Annotated in this window: 16 protein-coding genes and 1 pseudogene; 11 read left to right on the forward strand and 6 right to left on the reverse strand. The window is 70.7% G+C overall.

Annotation, left to right across the window (positions count from 1 at the left end):
- Positions 1-27: 27 nt before the first annotated feature.
- The gene (locus B1L11_RS07860) at positions 28-879 is read right to left on the reverse strand and encodes a trans-aconitate 2-methyltransferase (protein ID WP_079313870.1); all 852 of its coding nucleotides are present in this window, start codon (positions 877-879) and stop codon (positions 28-30) included.
- 134 nt (positions 880-1,013) lie between these two features.
- Positions 1,014-1,607 (reverse strand): helix-turn-helix domain-containing protein, encoded by a 594-nt coding sequence (locus B1L11_RS07865; protein WP_218670958.1) that lies wholly within the window; start codon positions 1,605-1,607, stop codon positions 1,014-1,016.
- Positions 1,608-1,657: 50 nt separating this feature from the next.
- Here B1L11_RS07865 and B1L11_RS07870 point away from each other — a divergent pair, with 50 nt between their 5' ends.
- A complete protein-coding gene (locus B1L11_RS07870; RefSeq protein ID WP_218670959.1) occupies positions 1,658-3,322 on the forward strand; it encodes an MFS transporter in 1,665 nt (554 codons plus the stop codon).
- Positions 3,323-3,480: 158 nt separating this feature from the next.
- Here the strand turns inward: B1L11_RS07870 and B1L11_RS07875 are convergent, their stop codons facing one another.
- On the reverse strand, positions 3,481-3,738 hold the full coding sequence (locus tag B1L11_RS07875) for a DUF3040 domain-containing protein (protein ID WP_079313873.1): 258 nt from the start codon (positions 3,736-3,738) through the stop codon (positions 3,481-3,483).
- A 135-nt stretch (positions 3,739-3,873) separates the two neighbouring features.
- Between B1L11_RS07875 and B1L11_RS07880 the strand changes: the two genes are divergently transcribed.
- Positions 3,874-5,124, forward strand: a complete 1,251-nt coding sequence (locus B1L11_RS07880; RefSeq protein WP_256862324.1) for an Rv2578c family radical SAM protein — start codon at positions 3,874-3,876, stop codon at positions 5,122-5,124.
- Here B1L11_RS07880 and B1L11_RS07885 read toward each other — a convergent pair.
- Positions 5,093-5,596, reverse strand: a complete 504-nt coding sequence (locus B1L11_RS07885; protein ID WP_179155035.1) for a TetR-like C-terminal domain-containing protein — start codon at positions 5,594-5,596, stop codon at positions 5,093-5,095. The two genes, B1L11_RS07880 and B1L11_RS07885, sit on opposite strands and share 32 nt — an antisense overlap.
- Positions 5,597-6,180: 584 nt before the next feature.
- On the opposite strand from B1L11_RS07885, the pseudogene B1L11_RS54580 reads away from it, so the two are divergent.
- The 6 genes and pseudogenes from B1L11_RS54580 to B1L11_RS07910 all read left to right on the forward strand — a co-directional run.
- Positions 6,181-6,810: pseudogene (locus B1L11_RS54580) on the forward strand (CatB-related O-acetyltransferase); the annotation flags it as partial.
- A 78-nt stretch (positions 6,811-6,888) separates the two neighbouring features.
- A complete protein-coding gene (locus B1L11_RS54585) occupies positions 6,889-8,163 on the forward strand; it encodes an erythromycin esterase family protein (protein ID WP_079313953.1) in 1,275 nt (424 codons plus the stop codon).
- Positions 8,164-8,253: 90 nt separating this feature from the next.
- Entirely contained in the window at positions 8,254-8,643 is a 390-nt protein-coding gene (locus B1L11_RS07900) for a PPOX class F420-dependent oxidoreductase (RefSeq protein ID WP_179155036.1), read from the forward strand.
- A gap of 110 nt (positions 8,644-8,753) precedes the next feature.
- Complete coding sequence (locus B1L11_RS47960) at positions 8,754-9,122, forward strand: hypothetical protein (RefSeq protein ID WP_218670960.1); 369 nt, start codon at positions 8,754-8,756, stop codon at positions 9,120-9,122.
- The gene (locus B1L11_RS47965) at positions 9,119-9,424 is read left to right on the forward strand and encodes a hypothetical protein (protein ID WP_218670961.1); all 306 of its coding nucleotides are present in this window, start codon (positions 9,119-9,121) and stop codon (positions 9,422-9,424) included. The genes B1L11_RS47960 and B1L11_RS47965 overlap by 4 nt, the downstream gene beginning before the upstream one ends.
- A 97-nt stretch (positions 9,425-9,521) precedes the next feature.
- Positions 9,522-10,904 carry a glycosyltransferase family 4 protein gene (locus B1L11_RS07910; RefSeq protein WP_256862326.1) on the forward strand — a complete coding sequence of 461 codons (1,383 nt, stop codon included), beginning with the start codon at positions 9,522-9,524 and terminating at the stop codon, positions 10,902-10,904.
- 31 nt (positions 10,905-10,935) lie between these two features.
- Here the strand turns inward: B1L11_RS07910 and B1L11_RS50050 are convergent, their stop codons facing one another.
- Positions 10,936-11,565 carry a YafY family protein gene (locus B1L11_RS50050; protein WP_256862327.1) on the reverse strand — a complete coding sequence of 210 codons (630 nt, stop codon included), beginning with the start codon at positions 11,563-11,565 and terminating at the stop codon, positions 10,936-10,938.
- A complete protein-coding gene (locus B1L11_RS50055) occupies positions 11,553-11,933 on the reverse strand; it encodes a YafY family protein (RefSeq protein ID WP_256862328.1) in 381 nt (126 codons plus the stop codon). Before B1L11_RS50055 ends, B1L11_RS50050 begins: the two co-directional genes overlap by 13 nt.
- Positions 11,934-11,975: 42 nt before the next feature.
- Between B1L11_RS50055 and B1L11_RS07920 the strand changes: the two genes are divergently transcribed.
- The 3 genes from B1L11_RS07920 to B1L11_RS07930 all read left to right on the forward strand — a co-directional run bounded on the left by B1L11_RS07920 (position 11,976) and on the right by B1L11_RS07930 (position 14,443).
- Positions 11,976-12,710: an alpha/beta fold hydrolase gene (locus B1L11_RS07920; protein WP_079313875.1), complete on the forward strand. Its 735-nt coding sequence runs from the start codon at positions 11,976-11,978 to the stop codon at positions 12,708-12,710.
- Positions 12,711-12,818: 108 nt separating this feature from the next.
- Positions 12,819-13,718: an ABC transporter ATP-binding protein gene (locus B1L11_RS07925; RefSeq protein ID WP_143737100.1), complete on the forward strand. Its 900-nt coding sequence runs from the start codon at positions 12,819-12,821 to the stop codon at positions 13,716-13,718.
- Positions 13,718-14,443 (forward strand): ABC transporter permease, encoded by a 726-nt coding sequence (locus B1L11_RS07930; RefSeq protein WP_079313955.1) that lies wholly within the window; start codon positions 13,718-13,720, stop codon positions 14,441-14,443. The genes B1L11_RS07925 and B1L11_RS07930 overlap by 1 nt, the downstream gene beginning before the upstream one ends.
- The last annotated feature ends 12 nt before the right edge of the window (positions 14,444-14,455 follow it).

Consider the following 14,455-nt stretch of genomic DNA (forward strand, 5'->3'; position numbering starts at 1 on the left):
CGAACAAAGTCTGCGCGTTCGGTGAGCTCAGGTGCGGCGGGCGGCCCAGACGGTGCGTTCTGTGCGTACCGCGAGGTCGCCGCGGCGCAGGATGCTGTGCGGGCTGCCGGTGTCGAGCAGCCGATCGAGCGCGGCGAGGTCTTCGGGTGAGAGCGCCTGGGCGGCGGCGCCACGGATGCGCTGCAGGGCGCTGAGGGCGTAGCGGCCGATCGCCTCGCTGCGCGAGCCCTCGATGTGCACGGTGATGGTGCGTTCGCCTTCGAGAGCGAATCCGGCGGCGGTCAGCATCGGTCCCCAGTCGGCGCCGCGGTGGGGCAGGTGTTCGGCGTGGAGGTGATCGGTCGCGGCGTGGCAGCGCTCTTCCAGGCCGGGCCGGTCCTCGGGTGCGTCGGCGGGCAGGAAGCGGGGGAAGCCGGCCAGTTCGACGACAGTGAACAGGCCGCCGGGCGCGAGCAGGTCGTGGATGTTGCGTATGACGCGCTCGGGGTCGGCCATGTGGTGCATCGAGGCCGACGCCCAGACGAGGTCGGGTGTGCCGAGGTCGGGCCAGTCGGCGTCGTCGAGGTCGGCCTGCACGATGTGCACGCGGTCATCCATGTCACGGGCGCATGCCTTCTCCCGCAGGCGCCGCAGGTGCTCGGGTGAGGTGTCGACGGCTGTGACGCGCGCTTCGGGAAAGCGGTCGAGGAGGGCGAAGGTGCCCGCTCCGGTGCCGCAGCCCACATCCACGATATGGCTCGGACCGGTGGCCAGGGGCAGCCACTCGATGATGGCCCTGAGGTGCTCGGCGAGGACTTCCGCGTCCAGGTCGAGGATCTCCTCTTGGCTGCCGGCGCCGTGCTGGTGGTCGTGGCCGGTGTGCAGGTGTGTTCGGGTCATGACGTCACATTACGAAGGCCATGCGCGATCGGCATAATCTCTTTCGCAGAACGCAAGACGATGGCCGCCGGTGCTGCCGGACGCGCAAGACGGCCACCCTTGCGCGTTCAGCGGCGTCAGGCACCTTTCGCGTATCAGTCATGGCCCTCTCGGTCATCGCGGCCGCCATCCTCGCGCTGGTGTCCGCGCCGCGCCTCGCGGTCGAAGATGCCCAGGATCTCGCACGGTCCGCCTTCGGCGCCGATGGCGTGCGGCATCATCGTGGGGAACTCGGCAGCCTGGTTGGCCTCGAGGCGGAAGCGGCGGTGGCCCAGCATGAGGATCGCCGTGCCGGACAGGACGACAAGCCATTCCCGGCCCGGATGGGCGCGCATGCGGGCGGGATTGTCGGGCGGCGGCTCGGTCATGCGCTGACGCATCACGGTCATGCCGGGGTCGCCCTTGATCGGCCAGCGCATCACGCCGTGGGAGCCGTCGATCATCGGGCTGGTGACGACGTCATCGGTGGCGGTCTCGACCAGCTGGTCGAGGGAGGTGTCCAGGGCGCGGGCGAGGGTGACGAGCTGATCCAGCGCGAGACGGCGCTGACCGTTCTCGATCCGGCTCAGTGAGGACTGGCTGAGCCGGGCGCGGGTGGCCAGCTCTTCCAGGGACCAGCCCTGTGCGACCCGCAGGGCGCGGATGCGTTTGCGTACGAGGCTGTCCAAGTCTTCATCTTCTTGCTTCATAGGCAACATCCTATGCCCCTCATGCAAGGCATGGATATCGTCGCACGTGGATGGCCCTGATCCGCTGGGCCATGCACCCCTTTCGACCTGCCTTTTCCGAGAGGAAATTCATGAGCACGAACCAGCCCGCAGCGGGGGCAACCGCCGAAGCGAGCGGCAGGGGCGCGCCGGACGCGCGCCAACTGCGCTCCATCCTGATCGCCGTCTGTGTCGCGTTGATGGCGGTCATCGCCTCGGTGACCGGGTTGAACGTCGCCCAGCCTGACATGGCCGTCGAATTCGGCGCCTCGCAGAGCACAATCCTGTGGATCATCAACATCTACACCCTCACCCTGGCCGCGCTGCTGCTTCCGCTCGGCGCGATCGGTGACCGGCTGGGCCGCAAACCTATGCTGATCACCGGCCTGATCATCTTCGGATTCGCCGGCGCGCTGGCGGGCCTGGCCCCGTCATCCGAGGTCATGATCGCCGCCCGGGTGCTCAGCGGTGTGGGCGCTGCGGTGATCATGCCGATCACCCTCGCCGTGATCACCTCGACCTTTCCCGACGAGCAGCGTGGAAAGGCGATCGGCGTGTGGACCGGCGTCGCCGGAGGCGGCGGCATCATCGGCATGTTCCTCTCCGCCTTGCTCGTGGACGTGGCGGACTGGCGGTGGCTGTTCGTGCTGCCCGTCGTCCTGGTCCTCGTCTCGCTCGGCATGATGCGGTCCGTACCCAACTCTCGCGAGCGCTCCGGGCACTCCTTCGACACCATGGGCGCACTGGCCTCCGTCGTCGCCGTGGTAGGCCTCATCTTCGCCCTGCAGGAAGGCCCGGAGCGCGGCTGGGGCGACCCTGTCACTCTGACCAGTCTCGTCGCCGGTCTGGCGGCCCTGATCTTCTTCGTGGCCTGGGAGCTGCGCCGCAGGGACGCGGCCCTGCTGGATGTGCGCCTCTTCCGCGAGCGCGGCCTGTCCGGCGGCTCCATCACCCTGCTGGTGGTCTTCGGTGTCCAGGCGGGTGTCTTCGTGGTCCTCTTCCCATTCCTGCAAGCCGTCCTCGGCTGGTCGGGACTGCTGTCCACCCTGGCGATGATGCCCATGGCCGTGCTGATGATGATGACCTCCGGCTTGGCGCACAAGTCGGCCGCGCGTATCGGCGCCCGCCCGACCATGGCGGCGGGAATCGCGTTGTTCGGCGCCGGTCTGGCCCTCATGGCCGGCATCGTCTCCGTCGACGGCGGCTACCTGTCCATCCTGCCCGGCATGCTCGCCATGGGCATCGGCATGGGCCTGTCGATGACCCCTTCCACCGAGGCCATCACCAGCTCCCTGTCGCGGGAGAAGCAGGGTGTCGCCTCCGCGCTCAACGACATCACCCGCGAGTTCGGCACCGCACTCGGCATCGCCCTGCTCGGCGCCCTCCTGGCGAGTGGCTACCGCAGTGCCATCGATGACAGGCTCGGCGGCATCCCTCAAGGCGCGGCGGACGCCGCACGCCAGGGCGTCGCCAACGCCATCGAGGCCGCGGGCACTGCCGGCTCCCACGCGCAGGCGCTGGTCGATGCCGCCCGTCAGTCCTTCGTCGACGGCTGGCAGCAGGCCATGTGGGCAGGTGTCGTCGTCATGTGCGTCCTGTTCGTCTACACCGCCGTCCGCGGTCCGCAAAACAAGATCTCCACGTCGGCGGACGAGGAGAAAACCCCCGAAGACCGACACCCCCAGGTGACGGCGTAAGAGCTGAACCGGCTCGCGCCGGGCCTTCTTCGGCCGGTGGTTGGGTGCCGAGCACGCCTGGCACCCAACCACGCTCGCATTACATGACCGCTACCCGATCATCCGCGTCCAACCTGATCGGCGGGGGGTGTGGGTGCTCGGCGAGGTCCTGAACGCCGTTACACCGGGAGAGCCGCGGCGTCGTGCCGCAGGGCCATGACCAGCAAGGTCGCGATCAACGTGGCGATGAGCAGCCAGCTCACCGCGATGATCACGGTGGAGCGGCCCGGCCGGCGACGGCCCGCACCCCGCCCCTGCCGCCCGCGCCCCGCACGGTGGTTGAACGACTCGAGCCTGGCCGCAAGCTTCGGATCCTCGTCGGTGAGGTGCCGCTCGATCATCGCCAGCATCCGCTCTTCGTCCTGCGACCAGGCCATCGCGCAACTCTCCCAGAACGCAAGGTATGTGCCGACGTTCTGCCCAACGATGAAGATCGTTAGCCGTTTCCAGGGCCGCGATTTACGACGCGTTGCACGTTGCGATCTCCATCGAACCTCTGTTCTAATCGAAGAGTGCGATGGGACGGGCTGCGCCTCGACGTGGGCATGGACACGGGGGACAGAGGGCAAGACGGCGGGCAGGGCGAGACGACGCCCCTGTTCGCCCGGTCCGCCGTGACCCGGACCTTCGACACGCCGGAGTTCCGGGGCGTGACGTTCTACGAGATCCACGCGCGGTCGATCATCAATCGGGTCCCCTCGGCCAGCCGGGTCCCGTTCGAGTGGACGATCAATCCCTACCGGGGCTGCACCCACGCGTGCACGTACTGCTTCGCCCGCAGGACGCACGAATACCTCGACCTGGACTCCGGCCGCGACTTCGACTCGAAGATCGTCGTGAAGGTCAACGCCCCCGACCTCGTACGCAGGGAGCTGGCGGCGCCTCGATGGGGCGGGCACCCCATCGCGATGGGGACCAACGTCGACTGCTACCAGCGGGCCGAGGGCCGCTACCGGCTGATGCCGGGCATCCTCGCGGCCCTGCGGGACGCCCGCAACCCGTTCTCGATCCTCACCAAGGGCTCGCTGATCCTGCGCGACCTCGACCTGCTCGCCGAGGCGGCCGAGGTGACCGACGTCAGCACGGCCGTCTCGGTGGGGTTCACCGACGAGTCGCTGTGGCGGGCCGTCGAGCCCGGCACCCCGTCGCCGCGCAAGCGGCTGGAGGTGTGCGCCACGCTGAACGAGCACGGCATCCCGTGCGGCGTGCTCATGGCGCCGATCCTCCCCTATCTGTGCGACTCCCCGCGGGCACTGGAGAGCACCGTGCGCCGCATCGCCGAGACCGGCGCGACGCACGTCACACCGATCGTGCTCCACCTGCGGCCGGGCGCGCGCGAGTGGTTCATGGCCTGGCTGTCGCGCGAGCATCCCCGGCTCGTCCCCCGCTATCTGGAGCTGTACGGCCGGGGCGCCTACGCGCCCAAGGCGTACCAGGAACGGATCAACCAGGCCGTGCGCACGCTCGCCCGCGAGCACGGCATCGGCCGATCGGCCCCGCGCGGGGGTGAAGCAGCAGGAGCGCGCGGTGACCGAGCAGCAGGAGCGCGCGGCGCCCGCGCTGGGCAGCGGCCCGGTGAGCGGCTGCTCCCCCCCGCCCGCACCGGCCGCGACGCCCGAACAGCTCACGCTCCTTTAGGTGGCCGCCTTCCACCCGCAGGGTTCCCGTGCACCCGGCCGCGCGAACCGCCACACGTCGCGTACCCGGATCGGCCGGGGCGGCCCGGGCCCGTCAGGTGTCGCCGGCCGATGAGGGCGTGGTGAAGGCGCCGGCGGATGCGGCGAGGGCGGCTGTTCTGGCCGCCCGGCCGGGCAGGCCGGGGTCGGGTGGTGTGCGGAGAAGCACCAGTTGGTGGTACACGGGTGCGGTGGCGGCGATGAGCAGTGGCCGGGCGTCGGTGTGCGGGGGGAGTTCGGCGCGCTGGATGGCCCGGTCGACGATGACCTCACAGCGGGCGTAGCGGTCCTCCCAGAGCCGCCGTTGGGCGTGGTCGGCCTTTTCGGAGCGGAACGAGGCGGCGATCAGGGCCGCCACGATCGGCGGCTGTGCGGTCAGCGCGTCCTGGATCTCGCGGTTCAGCGCCGCCAGGTCGCCCTCCAGGGAGCCGGTGTCCGGGGGTTGCCAGGCGTCGTCACTGGCCGCGTCCAGGACGTCGGCGAGCAGCCCTCCGGCATCTCCCCAGCGCCGATACACCGTCGCACGGTGCACACCCGCGCGGGCGGCGACGGCGTCCATGGTGAGCCCGTCATAACCGTGTTCCCCGAGCTCCGCGAGACCGCGTCGAGCACCTGCCTGCGGATACGGGCGGTACGGCCGCCGGGGCGGGGCCGGGGCGCCGGCACGGGCCGGGCGCCCTCCGGTGGTGGTGCCGAAGGAGTCATCGCTGGTGGTCCGGTTGCTCGGGGGGACGACGTCGTGGCAGTATCTTAATGCACCAACTGTCGCAATAATGGAGTAATCGATGCTCTTCCGAAGCGTTCGCCCGGCCGTGCGGCCTCTGCCGGCCGCCCTGTCCCGAGTGCTTCGGATCGCCTGAACGCCTGCACAGATCACCGCTCTTGCGTTCGCCACGTCCTTCGACCGCAGGCTCGCCCGTGACTCGGTGACCTGCTCGCTCGCCGCGGGCTGGGATCCCCCGTGAGAACGAATTCGGCAAGACATCCCACCGCGCCTGCCGCCCGGCTCTCGGCGCCGGTCGCCGGCCGTCCTGTGGGCTGCGGCAGTCCCTCGCCCTGGCGCGCATGCTCGGCGAGCCGTCAGAGGTCCACGACGCCTGACGCGCCCAGGCCCGTGAACACCCCTTGGAAGGAAACAACGTGATGCCGACCGTGCCCGCCGACCCGACCGTGCTGCATCCGATGCCCGAGCAGCCGCGGGTGGTGCTGCTCAAACCGCTGATCACCTCACCGCTGATCGAGGTCGGAGAGTTCTCCTACTACGACGACCCGGACGAGCCGACCGCTTTCGAGACCCGCAACGTGCTGTACCACTACGGGCCGGAGAAACTGGTCATCGGGAAGTTCTGCGCGCTGGGCGAGGGTGTGCGGTTCATCATGAACGGCGCCAACCATCGCATGGACGGCCCCTCGACGTTCCCCTTCCCTATCATGGGCGGCTCCTGGGTGGAGCACTTCGACCTCATCACCGGCCTGCCCGCACGGGGTGACACCGTGGTCGGCAACGACGTCTGGCTCGGATACCGGTCCATGGTGATGCCCGGCGTACGCATCGGCCACGGAGCGATCATCGCCTCCGGGTCCGTCGTCGTCGACGACGTCCCCGACTACGGCATCGTGGGCGGCAACCCCGCCCGGCTCATCCGCCGCCGCTACAGCGACGCGGACATCGAGCGCCTCCTCGCGGTGGCCTGGTGGGACTGGCCGCTCCAGCACATCACCGAACACCTCCGCACGATCATGTCCGGAAGCATCGACGAACTGGAGACGGCGCGCCGGCGCCCCCGCACCGTTGATCCACTCGCGTTTCAGCACTTCAGAGTTCCAGCACTTCGGAATCGAGCCATCTGCATGCCCGCTTCGTCCCACCACAACCCGTTCGCCGGCTGGCTTCACCGCCATGCCGTTCCGCTCACCCACCTCGATCCGGCGGCGCCACTCGATGATCTGGAGCCGCTGCGCGACATAGTCGGCGACGCGCGCGTCGTCGCGATCGGCGAGAACTCCCACTTCATCACCGAGTTCTCTCTCATGCGCCGGCGAATCCTGCGGTTCCTGGCCGAACGCTGCGGCTTCACCGTCCTGGCCTTCGAGTACGGCTTCAGCGAAGGCTTCCCCCTTGACGCCTGGGCTCAGGGGGAGGGCACGGACCATGATCTGTCGGCCCATCTCGCCGCGGCGATCCCCGTGGGGGTCGACGAGCCACTGCGCTGGATCCGCCGGCACAACGCCACAGCCGCGGTGCCGGTGCGTTTCGCCGGGATCGACATCCCGGCGGCCGGCGGGTCCCTGCTTCCCGCCCTGGCCCCGGTCGCCGACTACCTGCGCCAGGTCGACCCCGAAGCCCTACCGGCGGTCCAGACGGCGATGCGGATCGCCGGATCGTTCGCCGGTGCCTCCGCGGCCGCAGCCGCGCCCGCGTGGACCCGCCTGACCAGCGCCGAACAGGACGCCCTCAGCGCGATCCTGATGCGCCTGCTCATCCGGTTCCGGGCCGTCGAACCGCTGTACGTCTCCCGCGCGGACCAGCGCAGCTACGACATCGCTTTGCGCCGCCTGGAAGGCGCCTGCCAAGGCGACTACACCTTCCGCGCCATGGCCGACCTGTACGCCGGAAGCGGCCTGACCGCCGACGCCTCGGCCCGGGACGTCTACATGGCCGGGTCGGTCCTGTGGCACCTGGAGCGCCTCGGCCCCGGAACCCGCATCGTGCTGGCGGCCCACAACGCCCACATCCAGAAAACGCCGGTCTCCTTCGACGGGCACCTCACGGGGCTCCCGATGGGACAGCATCTGCACAACTCCCTGGGCGATGACTACGTCGCCCTCGCCCTGACCAGCATCACCGGGCACACCGCCGACATGCGTCCGGATGAGAACGCTCGCTTCGGTTTCGCCATCGACAACACCGCCCTGGAGCCGCCCGAGCCCGGAAGCGTCGAAGCCGCCTTCGCCGACGCCGGTCTCGGACTCGCCGTCGCCGATCTCCGCCGGGCGCGCCACGAGATCCCCGGCCCCGACCGCATCCGGATACAGAGCGCCTACGTGCACACCCCCGTCCTCGACGCGTTCGACGGCATCCTCAACACTCCGGCCTCCACTGTCGCCGACGACGTCCAGATGTGAGGACCCCCGGCCTGCGCCGATCGGCCTCGGCAGCCGGAGGGCGAGCCTGTCGCGACCGTCACCACAGAAGCAACGGAAGGAACGACATCTATGATCTTCACCCAGGTCGAACTCGATTACCTGTCCACGCAGCGCATCGGGCGGCTCGCCACCGTCTCACCCGACGGGCAGGTGCAGAACAACCCGACCAATTTCTTCCTCGAAGCCGGCACCGGCACGATCGTCATCGGCGGGGGCGCGCTGGGCAGGTCGAAGAAGTTCCGGAACGTCCAGCAGGGCAGCACGGTCGCGTTCGTCGTGGACGATCTGGCGACGGCCGATCCGTGGATGCCCCGGGGCATCGAGATCCGGGGCACGGCGGTGGCGCTGACGGATCAGGAGCCGCCCCTGCCCGGCCTGTCCCGAGAGATCATCAGGATCACGCCCACCAAGATCGTCTCATGGGGGCTGGACGGACCGCGAGCGAGCCGTACGGTATGACGCACGTCCCTTTCCGGCGCGGAGACGCGGTTTCGTCGCTGCCGGCCGTTCCGATCCTCCTCGCGGACTCGTAGCCCGGACACGTGTCCGGGCGGCTACGATCGGCGGCCGTGGAGGACGACGCCGAGGACTTCGTCCGCGCGCACACCAGGCTCGCGGCCGTGCCGTACGTGCCGGAGATACGGCTGCGCCTGATCACGCCGGCCGCCGTTCCGGGTGCCGTGCCGGACGTGGGCGGGGACGACCGCGTGTACGAGCTGTGGGAGCGTGCCGGGCGGCTGCCCTTCTGGGCCTGCCCCTGGGCCGGCGGGCAGGCGCTGGCCCGGCACGTGCTCGACCACCCCGAGATCGTGCGGGGCCGCACCGTCCTCGACCTCGCCACGGGCTCGGGGCTGGTCGCGGTCGCCGCGGCGCTGGCCGGCGCCGCCCTGGTCGTCGCCAACGCGTCGACCCGTACGCGCTGGCGGCCGTCCGCGTGAACGCCCGCGCCAACGGCGTCGCGGTGCGGGTCGCCGAAGGCGACCTGCTCGACGGAACGCCGTCCCAGCAGGTCGTGCTGGCCGGGGACGTCTACTACGAGGAGCCGCTGGCCCGGCGGGTCACCCCGTTCCTGTCCCGAGCAGGCGGCGATGTCCTTATCGGAGTGCCCGACCGCGCCTGCTCCTATCTCCCTGAAGGCGTGTTCGAGCAGGTCGCGGTGCACCAGGTGCCGGCCTTCCTGGAGGACGCCCCCAGCAAACGGACGACCATATATCGGCTTTCCAAGCACGATGTGACCTAGTTCACAACAACGGAACAACTGCCGGTTACGTCATAGGGAAAGGGGATCTTCATCTGACGCGAAACGGGGCGTGACTGTGGCTTCTCTTCACCGCAGGGTGGCAAGGAAAGCGGCCAGGGTGGTCGTACGGGCGCTGGAGGCCCGTGACCGCCAGCGTGCCAGGTCGGCGCCGCCGCCCGACGGTCGCGAGATCCGCATCCTGCTGCTGCACGCCAACGGCATGGGGGGCACGATCCGGACGGTCTTCAACCTCGCCGGATATCTGGCGCGCACCCACGACGTCGAGATCGTGAGCGTCGTGCGGGAACGTGAGGAGCCCTTCCTCCCCGTGCCCCCCGGAGTGCGCGTCCGCTACCTCGACGACCGGCTGCCCCGCCGCAAGGGCCTGCTGTCGCGGTTCCCGAGCAGGCTGGTGCCGAAGGACGAGGCGGCCTACCACTGGTTCACCCTGCGCACCGATCTCAAGCTGGTCCGCTACATCCGCTCCCGCCGCCGGGGCATCCTCATCGGGACCCGGCCCGGCCTGAATTTGATCGCCGCGCGCTTCGCTCCCCCGGAGATCATCACGGTGGCCCAGGAGCACGGGAACCTGTCCTCGCACCAGCCGCTGGTGCGCAAGCAGATCATCCGCAGGTACGGCAGGCACGACGCGGTCGTCACCCTCACCCAGGCCGACCTGCGCACCTACGAGCGCTCCTTCGGGAAGGCGCGCAAGGACCTCCCCGCCGTGCTGGCGCAGGTGCCCAACGCGACGCCCCGCCTGAACGGCGGCGTCTCGCCGCTCACCGCGAAGACCGTCGTCACCGTGGGCCGCCTGACCTGGGGCAAGGGCTACGACCTGCTCATCCGCGCGTGGGCGCACGTGGCGGCGCGGCATCCGGACTGGACGCTGCGGATCTACGGCGGCGGCCCCCGGCAGGAGAAGCTCCAGGCGTCGATCGACAAGCGCGGGCTCTCCGAGCGGGTGTTCCTCGAAGGCCCGGCCGAGGACGTCGGCGCCGTCCTCGCGGACGCCTCGATGTTCGTGCTGAGCTCCCGCCACGAGGGCATGCCGATGGTCATCCTGGAGGCGATGAGCAAGGGCGTCCCGGTCGTCAGCTACGACTGCCCGACCGGCCCCAAGGAGATGATCACCCACGGCCACGACGGGCTGCTGGTGAAGCCGGAGAAGATCCACGCGATGGCCGACGCCATCTGCGCGCTCATCGAGGACGAGGACCTGCGCCGCGAGATGGGCGCCAACGCGCTGAAGACGGCCGCCCGTTACGACCTCGACGTCATCGGCGCCCGGTGGGAGGACCTTTTGTCCGACTTGGTGGCCCGGCGGCGCGGTCTCCCGCCCGGCGGCCCGATCGCGCACGAACCGGCCGGGGCCGGCGAGCACGACGCGGGAGAACGGCCGGGCCCCCTCGGTGCCGCCGTGTCCGACGTCGTCCGTACGCCGGACGGAACGACGGCACGCCTCAGCCAGAACGCGTGAACCACCGGCGCGTGGGCCGCGTCACCGGCGATCAGGAGAGAAGCCGCGCCTGCTCGCCGCCATCGGCGGTCAGCGTCTCGGGACCCTGACCGGCCCACTCCTGCAGGCGACGGGCGAGCGCCCGGACCTCCTCCCGCAGTTCGGGCGGCCCGACCACGGTGAACGGCACGCCGAGGCCGGACAGCACCTGGGCCATGCCGTCCAGCCGCTCGGCGCGGCCGGTCATCCGCACGCCGCCGTCCGCCGGAGCGAGCGCGGCCACCGTCGGCGGGATCCGCCGCCGCGCCTCCTCCATCGTCGTGGCCAGCACCACCTCGACCTCGTACCGGTACGGCACGGAGGCCAGAGACGCGATGACGTGGGCGACCGCGTCGAACTCCCCCGGAGCGGGGAACCCCTCCTCCGTCGTCTCCGCCCGGCCGATCCGGTCGAGCCGGAACGTCCGCACCTCGCCCCTGCGGTGGTCGTGGCCGGTCAGATACCAGCGGCCCGAGTGGAACACCAGCCCGTAGGGATCGACCGTCCGCTCGCTGTCCTGTCCCCGGTACGACCGGTAGGCCAGCCGTACGCGCAGGCGGCGGCGGGCCGCGTCGGCCAGCGTCAGCAGCGTGGCGCCGCTCGGCCGGGCGGTCGCGGCGGAACGGGTGGTCAGGCCGACCATGTCCTCGACGCGCCGACCCGGTCGCGCAGGGCGTCGGGCAGCACCCGCTGGATCTTCGCGAGCGCGCTCTCGGCCGCCCCCTCGCCCACCGTCAGACCCGCGCGGCGGCCCGCGAGCAGCCCGAGCACCACGGCGGTCGCCTCGTCGCCGGTCAGCATGAGCGGCGGCAGCCGGTATCCCGGCATGAGCCGGTAGCCGCCGTAGCGTCCCCGCTCGGCCTCCACCGGAATGCCGAGGTCCTCCAGCCTGCGCACGTAGCGGCGCACGCTCCGCACGTCGACCTCCAGGCGCTCGGCCAGCTCGGCACCGGTGAGCCCGGGCCTGGCCTGCAGCAGCTCCAAAAGAGCGAGAACGCGATTGGTCGACATATCAGGACCGATTCTGCCCTGATTCGGCTTTAGTGTCGACGCATGACGACATACGTACTCGTTCCCGGTTTCTGGCTCGGCGCGTGGGCGTGGCGGGACGTCACCGCCGCCCTGCGGGGAATGGGGCACGAGGTCCACCCTCTGACCCTCACCGGCCTCGCCGACCGCGCCCACCTCGCCTCCCCCGATCTCGACCTGGATACCCACATCCGCGACATCACCGGCCTCGTCGAGGCCGAGGACCTGCACGACGTGGTCCTCGTCGGCCACAGCGGGAGCGGCGCCGCGATCACCGGAGCCGCCGCCCGCGCGGCCGGCCGCGTGAGCCGGGTCGTGTACGTCGAGAGCGGCCCGGTGCCGGACGGCATGGCCCAGATCGACCTCACCGGGCGGGAGTTCGTCGAGAAGCGCGTCGAGGACGGCTGGCGCTACCCCATGCCCTCCTGGGACGAGCTACAGGAGTCGGGCGCGAGCCTGGAGGGGCTGGGCGAGCGCGAGCGTGCGCTGATGGCCGCCCGGGCCACCGACCAGCCGCTCGGCACGATCACACAGCCCCTCCTCCTGGGTGACGACGCCGCCGCGTTCGCCGCGCTGCCGAAGACGCTGGTGAGCTGCTCGTTCCCGCTCGCGCAGGTCAAGGAGCTGATCACGACGGGGCATCCGGCGTTCGCGCCGCTGGGCGGGCCGGAGTGGGAGCTGCGTGAGCTGCCGACCGGTCACTGGCCGATGCTCTCCCGCCCCGGTGATCTGGCTGTTGTTCTGGCCGAGGTGATCTGACAAGCCGACGCCTTTACGTTGTAGATTCCCTGGGTGGGACATTTGTCCTACCCAGGGCCGTATCGATGGATCTACCTGGGCCGACGGCACCGGCCTACCGTCGTCCCCATGACCGCGAAATCCCCCGACGCCGTGTCCCTGGCCTCGGCGACCAAGCGCTTCGGCCCCGTGCGGGCCGTGGACGGGCTCACGCTCGCCATCCCCCGCGGCCAGACGGTGGCCCTCCTCGGCCCCAACGGCGCGGGCAAGTCGACCACCATCGCGCTGCTGCTCGGGCTGCTGCCGCCCGACTCCGGGCGGGCCGCGCTGTTCGGGCTCGACCCCGAGCAGGCCGTACGGCAGGGCCTGGTGGGCGCGATGCCGCAGGAGGGCGGTCTGATCCCCCGGGTCACGGTCCGCGAGTTGCTGGCCTTCGTGGCCGGGACCTACGCCGCTCCCCTCCCCCTCGACCGGGTGCTCGCGCTCGCCCGGATCGGGGACCTGCGCGACCGCCGGGTGGACCGGCTGTCGGGCGGGCAGGCGCAGCGCGTGCGGTTCGCCATGGCGGTGTGCGGCGACCCCGATTTGATCGTCCTGGACGAGCCCACCGCGGCGCTCGACGTGGAGGCCCGGCGCGAGTTCTGGGACGGCATGCGCGGGCTGGCCAGCCAGGGCAAGACCATCCTGTTCAGCACCCACTACCTGGACGAGGCCGACGAGCACGCCGACCGCGTCGTCGTGCTCGGTCACGGCCAGGTGATCGCCGACGGCACCAGCGCGGAGATCAAGCGGGCGGTGGCGCTGACCACGGTGAGCGTGACGGCCGACGGCGAGTCCGCCTGGCTCGCGACCCTGCCGGGCGTGCGCCACATGGAGATCAGGGGCGGCCGGGTCCACCTGCGCAGCGGCGACCCCGACGCCACCGTCATGGCCCTCGCCCGCGCGGGCGCCGTACGCGGCCTGGAGGTCGTCCCGGCCGGCCTGGAGGACGCCTTCGTCGCGCTGACCACCGGGAAGGAGAGCGTGTGATGCTCGGATACGTACGGCTCGAACTGACCAGGACCATGCGCGACGGCGGCTACGTGATCTTCGGGATCGTGATGCCGGTCGTCATGTACCTCGTCTTCACCAACCTCGGCCTGGCCCCCGGCGACCGGCACGACGCCGCGATCTACACGATGGTCAGCATGGCGGCGTACGGCGCGCTCGGCGGCGCGTTCAACAACGGCAGCGGCATCGCGGAGGACCGCGCGGCGGGGTGGCTGCGGCAGTTGCGGCTCACCCCGCTGACCCCGGCCCAGGTCGTGGCCGGGAAGGTCGTCACCGGGGTGGTCGGCGTCGTGCCGAGCATCGCGGCCGTGCTGCTGGCCGGCGTGCTGGTCAACCACGTCACGCTCCCCCCGCAGCGGTGGCTGGCCGTCGTCGTGCTCCTGTGGGCGGGGACCGTGCCCTTCTCCCTGCTCGGTCTCGGCAACGGCTACCGCCTGTCGGGCCAGTCGGCGGCGATGGCCAACATCGCGACGATGCTGACGCTGGCGATCCTCGGCGGCCTGTGGGTGCCGGTCGAGAACTTCCCGTCCTGGCTACGGGCGATCGCCGAGTGGACCCCGTCGAACAGCTACGCCGGCCTGTCCTGGCGGATCGCGTTCGGCGACGTCCCCACCTTCCGTCAGGTGGTCCTCCTGTCGGCCTGGCTGCTCGTCTTCGGCGTCTACGCGGTGTACGGCTACCGCCGCGCCGGCCGCCGGGCCTGACCACTAATGTGA

This window comes from Microbispora sp. GKU 823 (genome assembly GCF_002027145.1).
Taxonomy (GTDB): Bacteria; Actinomycetota; Actinomycetes; order Streptosporangiales; family Streptosporangiaceae; genus Microbispora; species Microbispora siamensis.

Coding starts and splice junctions, on each gene's coding strand:
- B1L11_RS07885 (WP_179155035.1), bottom strand. CDS start 5,596: ATGGACGCCGTCGCCGCCCGCGCGGGTGTGCACCGTGCGACGGTGTAT.
- B1L11_RS50050 (WP_256862327.1), bottom strand. CDS start 11,565: ATGGTCGGCCTGACCACCCGTTCCGCCGCGACCGCCCGGCCGAGCGGC.
- B1L11_RS54585 (WP_079313953.1), top strand. CDS start 6,889: ATGCCCGCTTCGTCCCACCACAACCCGTTCGCCGGCTGGCTTCACCGC.
- B1L11_RS07875 (WP_079313873.1), bottom strand. CDS start 3,738: ATGGCCTGGTCGCAGGACGAAGAGCGGATGCTGGCGATGATCGAGCGG.
- B1L11_RS50055 (WP_256862328.1), bottom strand. CDS start 11,933: ATGTCGACCAATCGCGTTCTCGCTCTTTTGGAGCTGCTGCAGGCCAGG.
- B1L11_RS07860 (WP_079313870.1), bottom strand. CDS start 879: ATGACCCGAACACACCTGCACACCGGCCACGACCACCAGCACGGCGCC.
- B1L11_RS07870 (WP_218670959.1), top strand. CDS start 1,658: ATGGCCCTGATCCGCTGGGCCATGCACCCCTTTCGACCTGCCTTTTCC.
- B1L11_RS07900 (WP_179155036.1), top strand. CDS start 8,254: ATGATCTTCACCCAGGTCGAACTCGATTACCTGTCCACGCAGCGCATC.
- B1L11_RS07865 (WP_218670958.1), bottom strand. CDS start 1,607: ATGAAGCAAGAAGATGAAGACTTGGACAGCCTCGTACGCAAACGCATC.
- B1L11_RS07930 (WP_079313955.1), top strand. CDS start 13,718: ATGCTCGGATACGTACGGCTCGAACTGACCAGGACCATGCGCGACGGC.
- B1L11_RS07925 (WP_143737100.1), top strand. CDS start 12,819: ATGACCGCGAAATCCCCCGACGCCGTGTCCCTGGCCTCGGCGACCAAG.
- B1L11_RS07920 (WP_079313875.1), top strand. CDS start 11,976: ATGACGACATACGTACTCGTTCCCGGTTTCTGGCTCGGCGCGTGGGCG.